The sequence below is a fragment of the Rhizobium sp. S96 genome, from assembly GCF_030382195.1.
GTDB lineage: Bacteria > Pseudomonadota > Alphaproteobacteria > Rhizobiales > Rhizobiaceae > Rhizobium.
In genome coordinates this window covers 38424-59834 of the sequence record NZ_JAUDRY010000003.1, presented here as the reverse complement: position 1 = coordinate 59834, position 21411 = coordinate 38424, and the positions used below count along the sequence as shown (strand labels likewise).

At 60.6% G+C, this 21411-nt stretch carries 16 protein-coding genes; 10 read left to right on the top strand and 6 right to left on the bottom strand.

Translation table 11 applies throughout. The features are described from left to right. Positions 1-9: 9 nt before the first annotated feature. From zwf to QTL94_RS01185, 3 genes are all read right to left on the bottom strand, one after another. The gene (gene zwf / locus QTL94_RS01195) at positions 10-1485 is read right to left on the bottom strand and encodes a glucose-6-phosphate dehydrogenase (RefSeq protein ID WP_065689541.1); all 1476 of its coding nucleotides are present in this window, start codon (positions 1483-1485) and stop codon (positions 10-12) included. 133 nt (positions 1486-1618) lie between these two features. Further along, positions 1619-2917: an NAD(P)/FAD-dependent oxidoreductase gene (locus QTL94_RS01190; protein WP_289800326.1), complete on the bottom strand. Its 1299-nt coding sequence runs from the start codon at positions 2915-2917 to the stop codon at positions 1619-1621. Between the two features lie 10 nt (positions 2918-2927). Then, the gene (locus QTL94_RS01185) at positions 2928-4364 is read right to left on the bottom strand and encodes a glutamine synthetase family protein (protein WP_065689543.1); all 1437 of its coding nucleotides are present in this window, start codon (positions 4362-4364) and stop codon (positions 2928-2930) included. Between the two features lie 125 nt (positions 4365-4489). Between QTL94_RS01185 and QTL94_RS01180 the strand changes: the two genes are divergently transcribed. The 5 genes from QTL94_RS01180 (at position 4490) to QTL94_RS01160 (ending at position 12080) form a co-directional block, all read left to right on the top strand. Continuing rightward, the gene (locus tag QTL94_RS01180; RefSeq protein ID WP_502944090.1) at positions 4490-5671 is read left to right on the top strand and encodes a BaiN/RdsA family NAD(P)/FAD-dependent oxidoreductase; all 1182 of its coding nucleotides are present in this window, start codon (positions 4490-4492) and stop codon (positions 5669-5671) included. A gap of 148 nt (positions 5672-5819) precedes the next feature. After that, on the top strand, positions 5820-5963 hold the full coding sequence (locus tag QTL94_RS01175) for a hypothetical protein (protein ID WP_198928652.1): 144 nt from the start codon (positions 5820-5822) through the stop codon (positions 5961-5963). Positions 5964-6262: 299 nt separating this feature from the next. Next, complete coding sequence (locus tag QTL94_RS01170) at positions 6263-8791, top strand: methyl-accepting chemotaxis protein (protein WP_065689544.1); 2529 nt, start codon at positions 6263-6265, stop codon at positions 8789-8791. Positions 8792-9058: 267 nt separating this feature from the next. Continuing rightward, the gene (locus tag QTL94_RS01165; protein WP_289800325.1) at positions 9059-10906 is read left to right on the top strand and encodes a methyl-accepting chemotaxis protein; all 1848 of its coding nucleotides are present in this window, start codon (positions 9059-9061) and stop codon (positions 10904-10906) included. A gap of 304 nt (positions 10907-11210) precedes the next feature. Further along, on the top strand, positions 11211-12080 hold the full coding sequence (locus QTL94_RS01160; protein ID WP_289800324.1) for a LysR family transcriptional regulator: 870 nt from the start codon (positions 11211-11213) through the stop codon (positions 12078-12080). Positions 12081-12115: 35 nt separating this feature from the next. On the opposite strand, the gene QTL94_RS01155 is transcribed toward QTL94_RS01160, so the two are convergent. Together QTL94_RS01155 and aceA are read right to left on the bottom strand one after the other, a co-directional pair. Then, a complete protein-coding gene (locus QTL94_RS01155) occupies positions 12116-12352 on the bottom strand; it encodes an SMc00767 family acetate metabolism repressor (RefSeq protein ID WP_289800323.1) in 237 nt (78 codons plus the stop codon). A gap of 23 nt (positions 12353-12375) precedes the next feature. Further along, the gene (gene aceA / locus QTL94_RS01150; RefSeq protein ID WP_289800322.1) at positions 12376-13665 is read right to left on the bottom strand and encodes an isocitrate lyase; all 1290 of its coding nucleotides are present in this window, start codon (positions 13663-13665) and stop codon (positions 12376-12378) included. Between the two features lie 194 nt (positions 13666-13859). Here aceA and QTL94_RS01145 point away from each other — a divergent pair, with 194 nt between their 5' ends. The 5 genes from QTL94_RS01145 to QTL94_RS01125 all read left to right on the top strand — a co-directional run bounded on the left by QTL94_RS01145 (position 13860) and on the right by QTL94_RS01125 (position 19470). Next, the gene (locus QTL94_RS01145) at positions 13860-15272 is read left to right on the top strand and encodes a helix-turn-helix domain-containing protein (RefSeq protein ID WP_289800321.1); all 1413 of its coding nucleotides are present in this window, start codon (positions 13860-13862) and stop codon (positions 15270-15272) included. Positions 15273-15396: 124 nt separating this feature from the next. Next, positions 15397-16497 (top strand): polyamine ABC transporter substrate-binding protein, encoded by a 1101-nt coding sequence (locus tag QTL94_RS01140; RefSeq protein WP_065689549.1) that lies wholly within the window; start codon positions 15397-15399, stop codon positions 16495-16497. A gap of 94 nt (positions 16498-16591) precedes the next feature. Then, positions 16592-17734: an ABC transporter ATP-binding protein gene (locus tag QTL94_RS01135; protein WP_065689550.1), complete on the top strand. Its 1143-nt coding sequence runs from the start codon at positions 16592-16594 to the stop codon at positions 17732-17734. A gap of 2 nt (positions 17735-17736) precedes the next feature. Continuing rightward, the gene (locus QTL94_RS01130) at positions 17737-18648 is read left to right on the top strand and encodes an ABC transporter permease subunit (RefSeq protein WP_065689551.1); all 912 of its coding nucleotides are present in this window, start codon (positions 17737-17739) and stop codon (positions 18646-18648) included. Between the two features lie 3 nt (positions 18649-18651). Then, a complete protein-coding gene (locus QTL94_RS01125) occupies positions 18652-19470 on the top strand; it encodes an ABC transporter permease (RefSeq protein WP_065689552.1) in 819 nt (272 codons plus the stop codon). Here the strand turns inward: QTL94_RS01125 and QTL94_RS01120 are convergent, their stop codons facing one another. Next, complete coding sequence (locus QTL94_RS01120) at positions 19471-21336, bottom strand: AsmA family protein (RefSeq protein WP_065689553.1); 1866 nt, start codon at positions 21334-21336, stop codon at positions 19471-19473. Positions 21337-21411: the final 75 nt, after the last annotated feature.

Here is a 21411-nt window from a genome sequence, read left to right as displayed (position 1 = left end):
CTCTCTACCTTAAATGTCGTCGTGCCAGGTGCGGCCGTCACGCTCGATGAGCGCGATCGACTGGCTGGGACCCCAGGTGCCGGCGGTGTAGCCCTGAACCTTCTGGCCGGTCGATTCCCATCCCTTGAGGATCGGGTCGACCCACTGCCATGCCGCTTCCACTTCGTCGCGACGCATGAACAGCGTCTGGTTCGAGCGGATCACGTCCATCAGCAGACGCTCGTAGGCGTCGGGATTGCGCACCGAGAAGGCTTCCGCGAAGCTCATGTCGAGCGAAACGTTGCGCAGGCGCATGCCGCCCGGGCCTGGGTCCTTGATCATCAGCGACTGCTTGACGCCTTCGTCAGGCTGCAGGCGGATGATCAACTGGTTCTGGTTGATGCGGCCGGCCGACTGGTCGAAGACCGAGTGCGGTATCGGCTTGAAGGTGATGACGATCTCCGACATGCGGCCGGCAAGGCGCTTGCCGGTACGGATGTAGAAGGGAACGCCAGCCCAACGCCAGTTGCCGATCTCGGCCTTGATCGCCACGAAGGTTTCGGTGTTGGAAACGCCGCCTTCGAGCTCTTCGAGATAGCCTTTGACCGGACCGTTGCTGGAAGCGCCGGCGCGATATTGGCCACGGACCGTGTTCAGCTCGACATTCGAGGCGTTGATCGGCTTCAGTGCGCGCAGCACCTTGAGCTTCTCGTCGCGTACGGCTTCGGAATCCATCGAGGACGGGACTTCCATCGCCACAAGGCAGACGAGCTGCATGATATGGTTCTGCACCATGTCGCGCAGGGCGCCAGCCGTGTCGTAGTAGCCCGCGCGGCCTTCGAGGCCGACGGATTCGGCAACGGTGATCTGCACATGGTCGATGTGATTGGCATTCCACAGCGGCTCATAGAGCGCGTTGGCAAAGCGCAGCGCCATCAGGTTCTGCACGGTTTCCTTGCCGAGATAGTGGTCGATGCGGAAGATCTGCTCTTCCTTGAAGACCCTGCCGATCGTGTCATTCAGCTGAAGGGCGGAATCGAGATCGCGGCCGATCGGCTTTTCGACGACGATGCGCGTCGTCTTCGTGATCAGCTTGTGGTCATGAATCTTCTGCGAGATATCGCCGAAGATGCCCGGTGCGACAGCAAGGTAGAAGGCGCGAACGCGTTCCTTGCCCTCGTCGAGAAGCTTCTTGAGCTGGTCCCAGCCGGCGTCGGAGCGGGCATCGACAGGCACGTAGTACAGTCGCTCGCAGAACTTCGCGACCTCTGCCTCGTCATACTCGCCCTTCTTCAGATGCTCCTTCAGGGCGTCCTGTGCGAACTTCCGATATTCTTCATGGGTCAGCGGGCTTCTGGAGGCGCCGATGATGCGGGTCGGCTCGGTGAACTGGCCCTCGATCTGCCGATGATACAGCGCCGGAAGCAACTTGCGCTCGGCGAGGTCGCCGCTGCCGCCGAAGACGACATAATCAAAGGGTTCAACGGGAATGATTTGACTGCTCATGAGGATGTCTCTCAATCATGCTTGGTACTGGCTCTTTAATCTAATCGATTTAAAAAAGCCAGTGTGCGCTGCAATGAATCTGTCGGAAACCGGTTTTAGATCGAATTGCAGCGCGAGGAAATGCGCAATCTGACTAAAACTTGTCGCGGAGCGCATACCACGAGAGCGCCAGGAAAAGCAGCGGCGCGCGCATGGCGGCACCGCCCGGGAAAGCAGGGACATTGAGCGATTTGAAGAGCTCCAGGTCCGCCGTTTTGCCGAGCACTGTTTCCGCGTAGAGTTTGCCGCAATAGTTCGACAGCATGACGCCGTGGCCGGAATACCCGCCGATGGAGATCACGCCCGGCATGACCTCGCGAACGAAAGGCTGGCGCGGCAGCGTGATGCCGACGGATCCGCCCCAGGCGTGGGTGATCTCGATATCCTTGAGTTCTGGATAGATCTCCGCGATCTGGCGCCGGATATGCTCCGTTATGTCGCGAGGGTTGTCGGATGTATAGGCCTCGCGCCCCCCGAACAGCAGGCGCCCATCCCTGGATTTGCGGAAGTAGCGGACGACGAACCGCGAATCGGCAACGGCTTCGCCGCCAGCCAGTACCTTGGGATGATCGGCCAAGGGCACCGTGGCGCCTATAAACGAGCGGATCGGCATCACATGGCTGGCCGTGACCGGCTCCAGATTGTCGATGTAGCCGTTGCAGGCGATTAGTGCCTTGTCGGCAACGATCCGTCCGCGCGGCGTGTCGATCGTCACCTTGCCGTTCGCCTGGTGGATCGCAGTGGCCTTGGTCATCTCGAAGATCCGCGCGCCGGCATTTGCCGCGACGCGCGCGAGACCGACGAGCAGTTTCAGCGGATGGATGTGGCCGGTGCCGGTGTCGCGCACGCCACAGAAGTAGCGTTTCGACCCCAGACGCTCCTGGGTCTCCTGCCTGTCCATGAAGCGAACATGCGGATAGTCGTAGCGCAGCGCCGCGATTTCCGCATTTTCCTGGTAGGACTTTGTGTAGCTCTCCTTGTGGGACACATTCATCTGGCCCGACATGAAATCGATCTCGATCTGATGTTCGGTGGCGAAATCCAGCAGATGCCGCTTTGCGGCCTCCGCCAGATTGAAGAGCGCCTTGGAGCGCTCGTAGCCGATCGTTTCCTCCAGCTCTTCCGGCCATGCACGCTGGCCGGTGCCGAGCTGTCCGCCGTTGCGACCGGACGCGCCGTCGCCAAAGCGCGATCCTTCGATGAGGACGACCGAAACACCCGCCTTGGCGAGGTTATAGGCCGCCTGCAGCCCGGTGTAACCGCCGCCAACGATCGCGACGTCGCACGTCGTCGATCCATCGAGCGCAGGATAGGTAGGGCGTTCGCCAACAGTCGCCTGATACCAGGAGATGCCGGGCGCAATGGGGCTCTGCCATGTCTCTTGCGATGTCATGAAAGCCCCCTCACACGTTCAGCAGAAGGAACTCGCGCTCCCATGGGCTGATCACCTGCATGAAGGTCTCGAATTCTCCACGCTTGACGCCGGCGTAGATGCCGATGAATTCCTTGCCGAACACCTCTTCGAAGGCCGGCTCGTCTTCCATGAGCGCGACGGCTTCAAGAAGGCCGCGTGGCAGTTCGATCGACCCTTCATTTGCCGTGTCTTCCGTCGGCGCGGTTGGCTCGATCTCCTTCATGATGCCAAGCAGGCCGCATGCGAGCGAAGCCGCCAGCGCCAGATAGGGGTTGGCGTCGGAGCTTGGCAGGCGGTTTTCGACACGCCGCGCCTGTGGATCCGAAACCGGCACGCGGAAGGCCGTGGTCCGGTTGTCGTAGCCCCACGCATTGTTGACAGGGCAGGACATCTCCGGCGTCAGGCGACGGTAGGAGTTCACATAGGGCGCCAGCATGCACAGCGCATTCGGGACATACTTCTGCATGCCGCCGATGAAGTGGAAGAACTCGCGCGACGGCGATCCATCCGGCTTCGAGAAGATGTTCTTCCCGGTCGCCTCATCGACCACCGACTGGTGGATGTGCATGGCGGATCCAGGCTGTCCCTGCATCGGCTTTGCCATGAAGGTTGCGTAGATGTCGTGCTTCATCGCCGCTTCACGAATCGTCCGCTTGAACAGGAAGACCTGGTCGGCAAGTTCGATCGGGTTGCCGTGGCGCAGGTTGATTTCAAGCTGCGCCGGGCCTTCCTCGTGGATCAGGGTGTCGATCTCGAGGCCCTGCTTCTCGGAGAAGTGATAGATGTCGTCGATCAGTTCGTCGAACTCGTTGATGCCGGCGATGGAATAACCCTGGCCGCCAAGGATCGAGCGGCCGGAGCGGCCCTTCGGCGGATGCAGCGGATAGTCCGGGTCATCATTCTTGGCGACCAGATAGAATTCGATCTCGGGCGCCACGATCGGCTTCCAGCCGCGGTCGTGATAGAGCTTCATCACCCGCTTGAGGACGTTGCGCGGCGTATAGCCGACCTCTTCCCCATCGGCGCTGACGATATCGCAGATCACCTGCGCCGTCGGATCGGTTTCCCACGGAACGACCGAAAGCGTCGAAAGATCGGGAACGAGCTTGAGGTCGCTATCGCGCGGTTCGTAGCGGAAGCTCTCCGTCTCGTCCGGATATTCGCCGGAAATCGTGTGGCGGTAGATTGCGGAGGGCAGGGCAAGCGAGGTGTTCGAGGTGAACTTCGAACTGGGCATCATCTTGCCGCGCGGCACGCCGGCGAGGTCCGGCGTAATGCATTCGATATCTTCGATGCCGCGTGCCCGCAGAAACTGCGCTGCTTCCTTCCAGTTGGCCACGCCGCGCAGAGACCCGGGGTCCGGGGGTGTTTTCTTCGAGGCAGGCACGTTTCTGGCAGGCTTCAGCGTCGTCTTTTTTGGGGACATGGCACACCGGTTTGTGTTGATCTCGCGTGTATCATAACCAGAGTTTGGCAATTGGCGAGGGGGCCCAGGCGTTGACTTTCGCCCTTTGATGGAAAAAAGAGACGCTTTCGACAAGGGAACCGAGTTTGCAGCGGAAAAGCGATGTAGTTGTCATCGGCGCGGGCGCCGCCGGCATGATGTGTGCCATTCGCGCTGCACAGCGTGGCCGTTCGGTCATCGTGCTGGACCATGCGCGGGCGCCCGGCGAGAAAATCCGCATCTCCGGCGGTGGCCGCTGCAACTTCACCAACATCCATGCCGGACCGAAGAGTTTCCTGTCCGGCAATCCGCATTTCTGCAAATCGGCGCTGGCGCGTTTCACGCCCTCCGACTTCATCGCCATGGTCGATCGGCACAAGATCGCCTGGCACGAAAAGACGCTCGGCCAACTGTTTTGCGACGAGAGCGCCAAGGACATCATTCGCATGCTGCTCGACGAAATGCAGGCGGCGGGCGCGGTGCTGCACCTCGGGACGGAGATCGGCAATGTCGAGAAGACCGATACCGGCTTTCGTGTCGTGACATCGGAAGGCGCATATGAATGCCAGTCGCTGGTCATTGCCACCGGCGGCAAGTCGATCCCGAAAATGGGTGCGACCGGCTTCGCCTATCGCATCGCCGAGCAATTCGGACTGGCTCTGGTTGAGACCCGCCCCGGTCTCGTGCCGTTGACGCTCGATCCGCTGTTGCTCGAAAGCCTGTCTGCGCTATCCGGCATTTCGGCGCCTGCGGAGATTCGCCACGGCAAGACGGCGTTTCGCGAGGCCCTACTGTTTACTCACCGCGGCCTCAGCGGTCCGGCGATCCTGCAGATTTCATCCTATTGGCGCGAGGGCGACGAGATCACCGTCGATATCGAGCCTGACATTGATCTGCTGGCGCACCTGAAGGCGGCGAAACAGGCAAACGGCCGACAATCGGCGCAAACAGCGCTTGGCGATGTTCTTCCGAAGCGGCTGGCGCAATATCTGACTGAGCGGACGGGCGTAACCGGCAATATGGCCGACCTCTCGGACAAGGTGCTGATGCGGCTGGCCGAGGCCGCGCAGAACTGGAAGATCAAGCCGTCCGGCTCCGAGGGGTATCGCACAGCGGAGGTCACGCTCGGCGGCATCGACACGTCAGCGCTCGACTCTCGCAGCATGCAGGCAAAGGCTGTGGCGGGCCTCCATTTCATTGGAGAATGTGTCGATGTGACGGGTTGGCTCGGAGGTTACAATTTCCAATGGGCCTGGGCTTCCGGCTTTGCCGCAGGTGAATCCTTGTAGGGGCAAAACGACCGAAGAGGATTCAATAGTTCTTAAGGGGGGTGCGCCATCCTGCCTCAATGACGAGCTGAAAAGAGCTTCCTAAATAAAGCTTTACCAGCAAAGCATTTTGTTGGATTGTTATGTCAGAGAGAAGTGAGGTTCTGCAATGAACAGGAACACACGACGCGCCCGCGCCATCGCAATCGCCCAGGCAAAGCCCGACACCAGGCTTGTCGCACTCCGCTACTTCGTCCTCGCTGCCAGCGCGTCTGCGGCGATGATCGCACTTCTGGTCGAGCGCTTTCTCTAGGCTGATCTACAGCCGAGTGTTGTAACGACGCCAGCCGCGCTGAGCGCCGATATCGGCATGTAAATCGATTTGAATGCCGGTTTCCGCTACATACGCTTATCCGAAAATTAACATATCCTCTGCAACAGTTGGTAGATGATTTATGGGCGCTTCCGCCTTGTGCGCGAAGTGAACAGGCAATGAATGCCGTCCGGGCGTAAGCCTGAGATTCCCATTGTTCCAAAAAAGCAGCTCGATGCACTCGGCCGGCGCCTTCGGGGGTCGGTGGGAGGAGTGGTGTATGGAAGGCCGGAACCGCCATGTTGATTGATAAGATTCTTTCCCGTTTCAGGATCAAGACCAAAGTCCTGATTTTTGTTCTACCCTTTGTTGTCAGCATTTCAGCGGTCGGCCTGACCGGCCTCTATGCCTCGGGTCTGCTGCAGGGCCGGATGGAAATCTCCAACAGCGTTCTTCAATCGCTGAGCGGCTTCAAGGATCTCTACAGCTCCATGGACGACTTCCTGCGCACGACGAGCCAGGATGCGCGCGACAAGCTGCAGAGCGACATCGCCACCCAGCAGAACACGCTGACTGCGACATTGAAGCAGATCGGCGAGAATGCCGGCCGCGACAATCTCGAGGCCGCCGCCAGCGGCACGACCGGTATCTCCGACACGGTGGGCAAGCTCTGGACCCTGCATGAGCAGGAACTGGCGTTGCGCAAGTCGATGGACGATGCGCAGAAGGTGATGATCACCAGCCGCTTCAACGTGAACTACGATGCACAGCAGCTTGAAGAGAACATCCGCAAGGACGAGGGCAATGCCACGGCAACGCTTCGCGCCGCCGACCGGCTGCTGAAGGGTGGCGATACGCTTGCCACCGTCATGGGCGACTTCAGCAAGGCGCAGGCACCGGCTGACAAGCTGAAGGTCGTGACCGATGCGATCCCGGCCATTGCCAAGGCCCAGCGCCTGATCGAGATCTCGGTTCCGCAGAACCAGAAGAGCATGACCCAGTCGCTGTCGCAGACGATCAGCGACGTGAAGGCACAGGCGACGGCTGCCGATGCCGGCACCGATGAGGCGATCGCCAATCTCGGCCGCCTTGTTTCCCGCTTCCGCCAGATGTCCACCTACACCCAGCTCACCGCAACGCAGATGATGCGCGAAGCCACCACGACCTTCGTGGAACTCGATAGCCGCATCGCGCAGACGAACTCGGTTCTTGAGGATACGCGCCGCCTTGAAAGCGCGATCTACTCCCTGCAGCTCGTGCTAGGCGAATTTGCGGCCAAGCCCAGCAAGGACAATCGCGTTCGCCTGCATCAGGAAATCGCGACGCTCGGCACCAACCTGAATACGCTGCTCGCCAGCGCCAAGGGGATGAACTTCGCTGAAGACATCGTTGCCGCGATGTCGCCGGCGCTGGCCTCCATGGACAAGGATGCACAGAGCCTCGTCGATACCATCGACCAGCGCGTCGCCGACTACGCTTCGGCGCGTCAGCAGCTTGACACCGTCTGGGGTCAGCTGACGGCATTTGCCGAACTGCAGAAGCAGACCGCGGGCGCCGAACGCACGCAGGCAAACGGCATATCCGTCCTGACCACGGCGCTCGGCATCCTGCTTTCGGTTGTCGGCGGTATTGCTCTCGTTCTGACGCTGCAGCGCCCGATCGGCCAGATCACCGCCGCCATGCGCCGCATCGCCGATGGCGCGCTCGACACCAATATCTCCGGCGAGCAGCGCTACGACGAAATCGGCGACATGGCGCGCGCACTTGGCATCTTCAAGGAAAACGCGATCTCGAAGATCCGCATCGAGGAGCAGAGCGAAGAAGAGCGTGCCGCTGCCGAACACGAGCGCCAGCGCAACGATGCCGACAAGCGCGAAATGGATCGCCAGATCGAGTTCGCCGTCAATGCCTTGGCGTCCGGCCTCGAGCGCATGTCGCAAGGCGATATCTCGACGACCATCGACACGCCGTTCATTGGCCGCCTCGAACAGCTTCGCCAGGATTTCAACGGCTCGATGCTGCGCCTGCAGGCTTCGATGAGCCAGATCCGCGACAACGTCGAGATGATCCAGGGCAACGGCAATCAGATGGCGCAGTCCGCCGAAGATCTCGCCAAGCGGACCGAACAGCAGGCCGCTTCGCTGGAGGAAACGGCAGCTGCCGTCGATCAGATCACGGTCACGGTCCGCTCGTCGGCCGAGCGCGCCAAGGATGCCGACCAGATCGTTCGCCAGGCCAAGCGCAGCGCGGATGACTCTGCAACCGTCGTCAGCAACGCCATCGACGCGATGGGCCGCATCGAAGATGCCTCGCGCCAGATCGAGCAGATCATCGGCGTCATCGATGAGATCGCTTTCCAGACCAACCTTCTGGCACTCAATGCCGGCATCGAAGCGGCGCGCGCCGGCGAGGCAGGCAAGGGGTTTGCGGTCGTTGCAATGGAAGTGCGCGAACTCGCGCAGCGCTCCGCTGCCGCCGCGCAGGAAATCAAGGGCCTCATCAACAAGTCGACGACCGAAGTCAGCTCCGGTTCGCAGTTCGTCCAGGAAACTGGAACGGTCCTTGCGAAGATCAGCACTCAGATCGTGACCATCAGCCAGCACGTCGAGATGATCGCACGCGCCAGCCACGATCAGTCGAGCGCGCTGCAGGAAGTCAACGCGACCGTCAACCAGATGGACCAGATGACCCAGCAGAACGCGGCAATGGTGGAAGAGACCACCGCTGCCAGCCGCGCGCTCGCGAACGAGGCAGATTCCCTTCTCAGCCTGGTTCGCCAGTTCAAGATCGATGGCGACACGCACGGCACGATTTATCGCGCGGCTTGATCGGACCAACTCACAAACGACAAGATGGCCCCGGAATCCGGGGCCATTTTCATTTGGCGCCTAGTTCACAGACGGTTCAATCAATAATTGTGCAATGATGAGTAAGCGCGAAATTTTAATCCGTCCAATGGTTGCGGATTATCGGCGGAGCGTTGGTTTATGCGGAAAGTCCTGAGATCTCAAATAATTGACGATCGTCAACTTGGTGAAAATTTTCATTAAATCTTTTGCTCTAGCGTCGGGCGGTTGTATTCTCAGGGGATTGGCATGCTTCGGCTCTTTACGGCTTCCATTGTTCGACAGATTGTCGTGATTACACTTGCGCTGCTGGGCATCAGCACCGCCGCGATCGTGTGTGTGACCTATTACAATCTGAGCGACTACGTGATGACGAGCGCGGTTTCCGACGCCCGCGACGCGAGCCGCACAATGGCCGTCCTCTATGGCGCCGGTGACCCGACGGCACAGGTCGCCATTCGCGACAACGCACTCGAGGGCATCACCGAAGACAAGCTCCCGCAGTTTGCCGATCACGCCCTGGTCGACCGCACCGCGCAGTCGATCGCTGGCGTTGCCACGATCTTCGAGCGTCAGGGCGGCGATTATGTGCGCGTTTCGACCAATGTGAAGAAGGAGAACGGCGACCGCGCCGTCGGGACAAAGCTTGCGGCAGATCATCCGGCGCAGGTCGCGCTGGCAAAGGGCAGCGCCTACTACGGCCCCGCCGACCTCTTCGGGCACAAGTTCATGACCGGCTACTTCCCGATCAAGAGCGCGGCAGGCTCGACGGTTGGCATTCTCTTTATCGGCATCCCGATGGAGCTCTACTACAACAGCCTGCAGCAGCTGCTGGCGCTTGTGGTCGGCGTCGGAATAGCCGTGTTGCTGATCGTCGGCGTTGTCGCCTATTTCGCGATCCGCGCGACCGTACGGCCCCTTGAGGCGCTGACCGCTTCCATCCACACGATTTCATCCGGAAATCTCGATGCACCGATTCCCTGCGTCGAAAAGCAGAACGAATTCGGCGCCATCGGCCGCGCCTTGGCATTGTTCCGCGACGGCGCTCGTGCCCGCCTGCAGCTCGAAACGCAGGCCGCGGAGCAGCGTGCGCTGACCGACGCGGAGCGCGCCCGCAACGATGTCGAAAAGCGCACGCTGGACGGACAGATCGACTTCGCCGTCAACCAGCTTGCCGCCGGTCTCGGTCGCCTTGCTCAAGGCGATGTCTCCGAAACGATCGAGACGCCATTTGTCGGACGTCTGGAGCAGCTTCGCGTCGATTTCAACACCTCGCTTGTCCGCCTGCAGGATACGCTGTCGCGCATCCGCGATAACGCAACGACGATCCACCGCAACTCCGGCGCCATGCTGTCATCGGCAGACGAGCTCTCGAAGCGCACGGAAGCGCAGGCCGCCAATCTGGAGGAGACAGCGGCTGCGGTCGAGGAAATCACCGTCACGGTTCGCTCGTCGGCCGAGCGCGCCCGCGAGGCCAACAACGCGGTCGTTGCCACCAAGAAGACGGCGGACGGCTCCGGCGTTGTCGTCGGCGATACTGTCGCGGCCATGGCACGGATCGAGGACGCGTCGAAGCAGATCGAGCAGATCATCGAAGTGATCGACGATATCGCGTTCCAGACCAATCTGCTTGCCTTGAACGCAGGCATCGAAGCGGCACGCGCCGGCGAGGCGGGCAAGGGATTTGCCGTCGTCGCGCAGGAGGTTCGGGAACTGGCGCAGCGTTCGGCTGATGCCGCCCGCGAAATCAAGGGCCTTATCGAGAAGTCGACCCGCGAGGTCTCTGCCGGCTCCGGGCTCGTTCAGAAGACCGGGGCGGTGCTCGCCTCGATCAGCCAGGAGATCATCGCGATCAGCCAGCATGTGGCGACGATCGCCACGGCCAGCCAGGACCAATCCGCCGCACTGCAGGAGGTCAACGGGTCCGTCAACGCGATGGACCAGATGACTCAGAAAAACGCCGCCATGGTCGAGGAAACCACCGAGGCAAGCCGTCAGCTCGCCGACGAGGCGGACGCGCTCATGTCGCTGATCCGGCAATTCCGCATCGATGCTGCTCCATCCGCCGCGCGCCAGCCCCTGCGGACTGCTGCCTGACGGCATGACCGGTATTTGACAGCGGGGAGGGCGCACGCAAGCCGCGGCCTCTCCATGCAGCAAGGCGCATCGATAGCAAGGCGTTGGCGATGCGTTCGATGCGCGAGGTTCCGACAGTTCGGTAGAACTCATTTTCCGCAAGCGCGGAGCCACGATTCTCCTGCGTTTGCTGCTGTCTCAGAAGCTGCGCAATGGCCATATGTTCGATCATCGTGATGTCCTTTCATGGCAATGACGAGATCAGCTTAGATATGCGCCAAAATATGCTTCATAAACGGGAAAAATCCCACTATGTTTTGCGCTCATGAAAAACGTGCAATGGGACTCCTTTCAGCTCTTCTTGCAGGTCGCCCGCCTCGGAGGGCTGACCGGAGCGAGCGCATCGAGCGGTCTTAGCCCCGCCACGATCGGCCGCCGGATGCTGGATCTCGAGCATGAGATCGGGCGGATGCTGTTCCAGCGCAGCCAGACCGGCTATCGATTGACCCAGGACGGCCAGGCGCTGCTCGATCATCTGCAGGACATGGAAGCGGCGGCCAACAAGGTCGATGCATGGCGGGATGAGCGGACGACTGGTGCGACCGTGAGGATCGCCGCCGGCACTTGGGTTGCCTGGCTGCTGACCGAAAATTTCGCGGCGATCCGCAAGCCGGGCGATGGCTTCGCCGTCTCTCTCACGATCGGCGAGGCGAGGGCAAATCTCAACTACCGGGAAAGCGATATCGGCATTCGCGCCTTCGAGCCCGAAGAAAGCAATCTCGCGGCGCGGCTGATCGGTGAGGTTGCCTACGCGGTTTATGTCAGACGCAATGCCGAAGAAGGTGACGAACGCTGGATCGCGGTTCATGACGACGATGCGATCTCCAACTATCTTCGCTGGCCGCATCATCATGCACAGTCGTCGATCGTCGCCTCCGTCAATCGTCCGCGCTCCCTGCCGGAATTGGTGCGGGCGGGCGCGGGTAAGGCTGTGCTGCCTTGCTTCGTCGGGGATCTCGATCCGGATCTGCAGCGGCTTGGCGACGAATTGCCTGAGCTGCGCCATCGCCAGTGGATCGTCATGAACAACGAGGATCGCCACCGGCCGGAAATAAGAACCGTTGCCGACCGGATGACGAAACTTCTGAAAAGCTACGGCGACCTTTTCGCCGGCAAACGCTCAAGCCGGAGTTGAGCGGGGTGGCGACTGGGCGCCGCCACCGGCATTGTTCAGTTGCGGGCCGCAACGATGACAGGGATCAGCAGGTCGCCCCAGTTCCCGTCGCCGCCATGGTGGCGCGCGGAGCGGACCAGTTCGACCGAAACCCCGGCATCGACTGCCTTCATGACCGACAGGTTCAGGCGGTGCAGGTCATTGGCGAGCATGCGGACCATGCTCTGCTGATCCTGGGTCATGCTGGTCGATTGTTCTTCAGCGCGTTCCTTGACGCGAGCAAGCGTAGGCATGGCATTCTCCTCCGTGGGTTCGGTCATTCTGCTGCGGGTTTGAACTGGGCATGCTCCGTCGATTCCTTCATCGCCGTGGTCGATGAACGACCGCCGGTGATGGCCATCGAAACCGCGTCGAAGTAGCCGGTGCCGACCTCGCGCTGATGCTTGGTAGCGGTGTAGCCGTTGATCTCCGCCGCAAACTCGGCCTGCTGCAGCTCCGAATAGGCGGACATCTGCCGGTCCTTGTAGCCGCGGGCAAGCTCGTACATGCCGAAGTTCAACTGGTGGAAACCGGCTAGCGTGATGAACTGGAACTTGTAGCCCATCGCACCGAGTTCGCGCTGGAACTTCGCGATCGTTGCATCGTCGAGGTTCTTTTTCCAGTTGAACGACGGCGAGCAGTTGTAAGCCAGCAGCTTGCCGGGGTGTACCTTGTGCACGCCTTCGGCAAAACGCCGTGCCTGCTCCAGATCGGGCTTCGATGTCTCGCACCAGATCAGGTCGCAATGGGGCGCATAGGCAACGGCACGCGCAATGCACGGCTCCAGTCCGCTGTGGACATGGTAGAAGCCCTCGACCGTCCGTCCGGCCTCGTAATCGACGAAGGGCTGGTCGCGTTCATCGATATCGGAGGTCAGCAGCTTTGCCGCTTCCGCGTCGGTCCGCGCGATGACGAGCGTCGGAACGCCCATGACGTCGGCAGCGAGGCGGGCTGCATCGAGGTTGCGAATATGCGCAGCGGTCGGGATCAGGACCTTGCCGCCGAGGTGCCCGCATTTCTTTTCCGACGCCAGTTGGTCCTCGAAGTGAACGCCGGCAGCGCCTGCCTCGATATAGGCCTTCATGATCTCGAAGGCGTTGAGCGGGCCGCCGAAGCCGGCCTCGGCATCCGCGACGATCGGCGCGAACCACGTCTCGACCGACAGGCCGTTTTCCTCGGACGTTTCGATCTGGTCGGCGCGCTGGAGCGTGCGGTTGATGCGCTTGGCAAGCTCTGGGCCGGCATTGGCCGGATAGAGCGATTGATCCGGATACATGGCGGCCGCAGTGTTGGAATCGGCCGCGACCTGCCAGCCGGACAGATAGATCGCCTTCAACCCGGCACGGACCATCTGCATGGCCTGGTTCCCGGAAAGCGCGCCCAGTGCGTTGACGAAGTCGTCCTGATGCAGCAGCTGCCATAGGCGGTTCGCGCCCATTTCAGCCAGCGAGTAGCGAAGCTCCACGGATCCGCGCAGCCGTTTGACATCTTCTGCCGAATAGGGGCGCTCGATACCGTCGAAACGACCTGCGGGGATGCTTCGGTGAAGCTTGTCAAAGTCTGTCATTTCTTCCTCCTTGCCGATAATCTTGCCGAACTGGCTGATTGACAGGATTTACAAAACTGTCGGAAAAGGCCAGATTTATATGGAAGTATGGGTCTGGAAACGGGTCGAGATGCAAAGAAATTGACAAGGGTTGGCGTTAAAATTGTCAAAGTCTGTAAAAATCTGTTCGACCGAAACATGTAAAGAATTGTCACATGGTTGAGCGCAAGATATTTGCCGGTCCCCGGGTCCGGCGCATTCGAAACGGCCTCGGCGTCACGCAGACGGCGATGGCGGAGGCGCTGGAGATATCGCCCTCCTACCTCAACCTGATCGAGCGCAACCAGCGCCCCCTGACGGTGCAGCTGCTGCTCAAGCTATCCGCAGTCTACAAGGTCGACCTCGAAGAGTTGCGGCATGAAAGTGGCGGCAGCCTTGCACAGCTGAAGGAGATCTTCGCCGATCCCCTGCTGTTCGGCGAGCTGCCGGGGGATCAGGAGTTGGTGGAGGTGGCGGAGGCCGCACCCAATGCCGCAAGCGGCATGGTGAAGCTCTATCGCGCCTACAGGGAGCAGGCCGCGCGCCTCTCCGACCTAACGTCTCTGACAATCGGAGAGGGGAATGCGCCCCTGGCCGGTGCCCGTCTCCCGGCCGACGAGGTCCGCGATGTCTTCGAACGGCGCTCTGCCTACTTTCCGCGGATAGAAGCGGAGGCGGAGGCTTTCTCGTCGCGGTTCGCCGATATGCGCGATCTGCCTTTCGCCTTCCGTGAATGGCTGCGGGCGGAGCGCGGCATTGGCGTCCGCGTCCTACCGGTTCACGTGATGCCCGATCTGCGCCGTCGCTTTGACCGGCATTCGATGCGTCTCTTTGTTTCAGAACGGTTGTCGGCGCCTGATCAGGCACATGAAATTGCAATCGAGGTTGCCTCCCTGGCTCTGCGAGACGCGATCCTGGCCGAGCTTGAAGCACTGCCGCTGACCACGCCTGAAGCAAAGAGGATCGCTCGCTTCGAGCTCAGCCGCTATGCCGCACTGGCGATTGCCATGCCTTATGCGGCGTTTTGGGCGGCGGCTCAGAATGCTCGCTACGACATTGATATTCTGCGTGCGCGGTTCGGCGCTTCCTTTGCGCAGGCGGCGACGCGGCTGACGATGCTGCAGCGGCCGGATGCCGCGGCAATCCCGTTCTTCCTCATGGAGATTGATGCCGCCGGCAATCGCCTGCGCCGGGCCGGCGCGCTTGGCTTTCCGCACAGTGGTTTCGGCGGGGGCTGTCCTAAGCTGAATATCCACGTCGCCCTTCTGCAGCCCGGGCAGATTCTGGCCGAGATGATCGAGATGCCGGGTGGCGCGAGCTATCTGACCATTTCACGCACGCTGGAAGGCCCCAACGCGCCCTTCGGCGAGCGGGTCAGACGAACCGCGCTGCTGATCGGCTGCGAGGGAGGTCTCGGGCAGGCAACGGCCTATGCCCGGATCGCAGCGGCCCAGCCCGCGGTTGCGGTCGGATCGGCATGCCGTTTGTGCGAACGCCGCGGCTGCCTGTCCCGAGCCGAGCCGCCGGTGACGCGTCCTTTGGGTTTGGACGAGATGGTCGCCGGTATCAGCAGCTTCGATTTTCAATGACTGTGAAATCATCGAGAGTGCTGGATTTAGCGCTTGTGGGCTCCGAAAATCCTTTCTAGTCTGCACCGAAAACCAGAGGGAAGGCATCGCTGAACAGATGCCAGAACAAAAAGCAGGAGATAGCATGAGGTCAACAATCGCAGGACTGGCAGCCGCCGTGGCCATGGCTGCAATTTCCGCGTCGCCATCCTTTGCGGAGGACCGCGTCGTCAACGTCTACAACTGGTCCGATTATATCGACAGCTCGATCCTTGAAGACTTCACCAAGGAAACGGGCATCAAGGTCGTCTACGACACCTTCGATTCCAACGAGACGCTGGAGACGAAATTGCTTGCCGGCGGCACCGGCTACGATGTCGTCGTTCCGAGCGCCGACTTCCTGCAGCGCCAGATCCAGGCTGGCGTCTTCCAGAAGCTCGACAAGTCCAAGCTGCCGAACCTCTCCAACATGTGGGACATGGTCCAGCAGCGCACTGCCATGTACGACCCCGGCAACGAATATGCCGTGGACTATATGTGGGGCACCAACGGCATCGGCTACAACAAGAAGAAGATCGCCGAGATCCTCGGGCCTGATGCCAAGGAGCCGGGCCTGGAAGCGATCTTCGATCCGGCGGTCGCGGCAAAGTTCAAGGACTGCGGCATCTATGTCCTCGATGCACCGAAGGACGTTCTGCCTTCGGCCCTGACCTATATCGGACTTGACCCGAATTCGAGCAAGCCGGCCGATCTGCAGAAGGCCGGCGAAATGCTGGAGAAAATTCGGCCTTTCGTCCGCAAATTCCACTCCTCGGAATATATCAATGCCCTGGCCAACGGCGATATCTGCATCGCATTCGGCTATTCCGGCGATATCTTCCAGGCCGCGAACCGTGCGACCGAAGCAAAGAACGGCGTGGAAATCGGCTATTCCATTCCGTCGCAGGGTGCACAGATGTGGTTTGATATGATGGCGATCCCAGCGGACGCCAAGCACGTCGCCGAGGCGCATGAGTTCCTGAACTACATGATGAAGCCGGAAGTCATCGCGAAGGCCAGCAACTACGTCTTCTATGCAAACGGCAACAAGGCGTCGCAGCAGTTCATCGACAAGGAAGTCCTCGAAGACCCGTCGGTCTATCCGAGCGAGGACGTGATGAAGAAGCTTTATAGCGTCACCCCATGGGATCCGAAAACGCAACGCACTGCGACCCGGGTCTGGACGAAAGTCGTCACTGGCCAGTAATGAAAATCAGGCCCGGTCGGCAACGTCCGGGCCTTTTCTTGCGCCGATCGCAGGGGACCGTCGGCTTCCAAAAAATAATACTTCGGGGACCATTATGAAGTCACTTGGCAATATTCGCCGTTCCTTTGCGCCGTGGACGGATCCCGCCTCAAAGCCTTTCATTGCATTCAAGAACGTCACGAAACGGTTCGGTGATTTCACCGCAGTCGACGATTTGTCGCTGAATATCTATCACAGGGAATTCTTTGCGCTGCTCGGTGCCTCCGGCTGCGGCAAGTCCACCCTGCTGCGCATGCTGGCTGGTTTCGAGCAGCCCACATCCGGCGAGATCATTCTCGACGGAACCGACCTTGCCGGCACGCCGCCCTACAAGCGTCCCGTCAACATGATGTTCCAGTCCTACGCCCTCTTCCCGCACATGACGGTCGAGAAGAATGTCGCCTTCGGCCTGCGCCAGGATGGCATGCCGAAGGACGAGATCGCCGAGCGCGTGTCTCAGATGCTGAAGATGGTTAAGCTGGAAAAGTTTGCGGCCCGCAAGCCGAACCAGCTTTCGGGTGGCCAGCGCCAGCGCGTGGCCCTTGCCCGCTCGCTTGCCAAGCGGCCTAAGGTGCTTCTGCTGGACGAACCGCTCGGCGCGCTCGACAAGAAGCTGCGCGAGGAAACCCAGTTCGAACTGATGGATCTCCAGCAGAACCTGGGCCTGACCTTCGTGGTCGTCACCCACGATCAGGAAGAGGCAATGACCATGGCCGACCGCATCGCGGTCATGAGCCACGGCAAGGTCATCCAGGTCGCGACGCCGGCGGAAATCTATGAAGCGCCCAATTCGCGCTTCGTCGCCGACTTCATTGGTGACGTGAACATCTTCGATGGGAAGGTTGCTTCTCTCAATGACAGCACGGTTGAGATCGGTGTCGACAACGACTTCTCGATCAAGGTCGTGACGCCTGAGAAGCCAGTGATGGGCTCCGCCGTTGGCTTCGCCATCCGTCCGGAAAAGCTGAAGGTCAGCCGCACGCCGCCCGCCAATCCAAAGGTCAACGCCGCTTCAGGCGAGCTCTGGGATATCGGCTATCTCGGTGACATGACCGTCTTTCATATCAAGCTCAAGAACGGCAAGGTGGTGAAGGCCTCGTCGCTGAACGCCCAGCGCTCTGTCGACGACCCCTTCACCTACGATCAGGATGTCTGGGTTTCCTTCGCCGATGATGCCGGCGTCCTGCTGAAGGATTGATCATGGGCAAAATCGGATCCGCGATCTACAACCGCCTCGTCATCATCATCCCTTACGCTTGGCTGCTGCTGTTCTTCCTCGCGCCGTTCTTCATCGTTTTCCGCATTTCGCTGTCGACCACCGCGATCGCCATGCCGCCCTACGAGCCGGTATTCGCGCTGTCGGATGACTGGGCCGGATTCTGGGAGAAGGTCTCGAGCTTCTCCTTCGACAATTTCAGCTATCTGATCGACGATCCGCTCTATGTGAACTCGTATATATCGAGCTTGATCATTGCGGCCGTCTCGACCTTCCTGACGCTGCTGATCGCCTATCCGGTCGCCTACGGCATGGCGCAGGCGCCGCGGTCGATCCGGCCGACGCTGCTGATGCTCGTCATCCTGCCTTTCTGGACAAGCTTCCTGATCCGCGTCTACGCCTGGATTGCGATCCTGAAGCCCGAAGGACTGCTCAACCAGCTGCTCCAGTCACTGCACGTGATCGATAGTCCACTGATCATCCTGAACACCAACATCGCGGTCTATATCGGCATCATCTATTCCTACCTGCCCTTCATGGTGCTGCCGCTTTATTCGTCGCTGGAGAAGATGGACGGCACCCTCATCGAGGCCGCGCAGGACCTGGGCTGCACGCCGATCACCGCCTTCTGGCGCGTGACCTTCCCGCTATCGATCCCTGGTGTCGTGGCAGGCTGCATGCTCGTCTTCATCCCTGCTGTCGGCGAGTTCGTTATCCCCGACCTGCTGGGTGGTTCCGAGACGCTGATGATCGGCAAGACGCTCTGGAGCGAGTTCAATTCCAACCGCGACTGGCCGGTTTCGTCCGCTGTGGCGACGATCCTGCTGCTGATCTTGGTGATACCGATCGTCTTCTTCCAGAATGTCCAAGCCAAAGCCGATGAGCAGGGGAAGTAGACCATGCTGAAATGGACCCGCTTCAATATCGTCTCGATTACGCTCGGCTTTGCATTTCTGTACCTGCCGATCGTCCTGCTCGTGATCTTTTCCTTCAACGAGTCGAAGCTCGTCACCGTATGGGGCGGGTTTTCGACACGGTGGTACGCCTCGCTGCTTCAGAACCAGGCGCTGCTGGATGCCGCATGGGTAACGATCCGCGTCGGCCTGCTTTCCGCCACGGCGGCGACGATCCTCGGCACGATGGCGGCGCTGACCCTGGTGCGCTACTCCCGCTTTCGCGGCCGTATGCTGTTTTCGGGGATGGTCTACGCACCGCTCGTCATGCCCGATGTCATCACCGGCCTGTCGCTGCTGTTGCTCTTCGTGGCAATCGGGCTTGACCGCGGCTTCTGGACGATCACCCTGGCACACACCACGCTGACCATGTGCTTCGTGGCCGTTGTCGTGCAATCGCGCCTGTTGAGTTTCGATCGCTCGATCGAAGAGGCGGCGCAGGATCTCGGGTCTCCTCCTGTCCGGACCTTCTTCGAGATCACCTTGCCGATCATCGCGCCGGCGGTCTTCTCCGGCTGGATCCTGGCGTTCACTCTGTCGCTGGACGATCTGGTGATTGCGAGCTTCACTTCGGGGCCGGGCGCCACGACGCTGCCGATGAAGATCTACAGCCAGGTACGCCTTGGCGTCACGCCCGAGATCAACGCGGTTTGCACCATCCTGATCGGCATTGTCACGGTCGGCGTTATCTGCGCCTCCACGATCACCAAGCGCCGCGAATTGCAGCGCGAGCGCGACGAGCGTGCTGCGGCAAACGCCGCCTAGCTATTGCTGCGCCGGAGCCGGGGATAGAACCGGGTCCGGCCACGAGCCTCCGACGAAAAATCGCAAGGGCGGAGCGCTGCTTTGCTGTGCCGGATCGATGGGACTCATTGTGCCAGAGAGGGCAAGCCCCCCGGATTGATAGGGGATGACACCGGACAGCGTCAGCGCTTCCCGCGCTCCCTCGATGCGTGCCCCGCGAACATTCGCTGCGCCGTTATCGATGTCGGCCGCGATGTCCAGACGGTCGAACGCGAACGCGCGATGCGACACGGCGCTCAACGAGAAGAAATCCGCGCTCGCGGCCTCCTTACGGATAGCCTCGGCATCGAAGCCGGGGATGGAGCCGGATTGCGCATGGAAGGAGACGGTACCGCTGACATTGTCGCGGTTCGCTTTCCACAGCGGCTGCAAGGTCTGCAGCGACATGTCGAGCGAGCCGGTTGTGAGCGGCAACGGCCCCTTGAGTTGCAGTCGCTCGATCAGGCCGGCAAAGTCGGCCCCACGGATCGAAAGCTGCAATTTGCCGCCGCCGTCGAAGTCACCGCGCGTGGCTTCGAGATGGGCCGTGAGCGAGCCACCTTCGAACTGGCTGTCGCCGATCTCGAATTTGGCTTCGTAGCTGGAAACAATGATGCTCGCGCCGACGCTCGACAGTTCGAACGGTTCGATCTGCGCCTGCTTTGCAGAAAACCGCAAATCGACATCGAGATGCTGCAGCGGTCCGCCCTCAGGCGGGCCGCGCTCTTCCCCGGCCTCCAGTCGCAGGGCGAAGGCGTCGAACAACGATTTGAAATTCATCTGATCGAAGGCCAGCGTCCCGCCGAGTTTCGGGCGTTTGCCAGGCGTAAAGGTAATGTCCATGACGCCTATGGCATTGGTGCCGTTGATGCCGAGGCTCGTATTGTTGAAGCGGAAGCCGTTTCCGATCGAGGCGACATCGCTGGCGATTGAAAGCGACTTCAGCGTCGGAACGCCGGGCAGCGAGCGGCCCATCCATGCAAGCAGGTTTGGCAGATCGGGAACATTGAGCGCGACGTTGCCGGTGAGATCGAAGAGATGCGAGATGTTCGCGACCCCGTCAAACCGCGCCGTCAGCAGGTTGGAGGCCAGGGAGGCACTGAACGGTGCACTCCTGCCCCCGAATAGCAGCAGAGGGCTGCGGGAGGAGAAGTCGAGCTTGAGATCCTGTCCGCTGGTACGAGCGATCAGCACCGCGCTGATCGGCCTCGACAATTTTCGCCAGTTGACGTCCGCTGTCACACCCTCGAAATGGTAAGTCTTCCCGCTTGCGACATCGGCAACGTTCAGCGTGCCGTCTTCGACCGTGATGGTGCCGATTTCCGCGTCCAGTCCCCTGTCGAGAACCTGTTTGCCACCCTCTTCACGGACCCTTGATATGGCCCGTGCCATGAGCCCTTCGTTGGTCCAGTCGATCACACCGCTGGTTTCGCGGGTTAGCTGAAGCGTCGGACGCAGCAGATGGAATTCATGGAACCTCGCCTTCCCACGGATGGCGTCGATCAAATTGAACTCGGCAGAGAGGCTCTCGATCGTTCCGAGCAGCTTCTTTTCGCCCTGCTTTTGTCGAACCGAGATCTGGTTCAGCGTTATGCGCGGCGTCGGCCAGAATTCAACGATGGGGCGACCGCCGATCTCGGCACTGTAGCCCGTCCACTTAGACAGCGCTTCCTCGATGCCCGAACGAACCAGGCTGGTGGAAATGAGGTAGGGGCCGGCGATCCGCAGCGCCACGAAAAGCGCCAGCGTTGCGAGCAGCGCAATCGTTGCGAGTTTTGCTGCGCTGGGCAGCCAGCGGGAAACCGGTCTGATTTTTTTCCGCCATTGCGGCTGTCGAGACGTGGTCATCAGTTTCGCCCGTGTTTCGGCCGGTGCCTGTTAATGCACTGAAATGCCGGATATATCAAATGCAGGGTCGTTGCA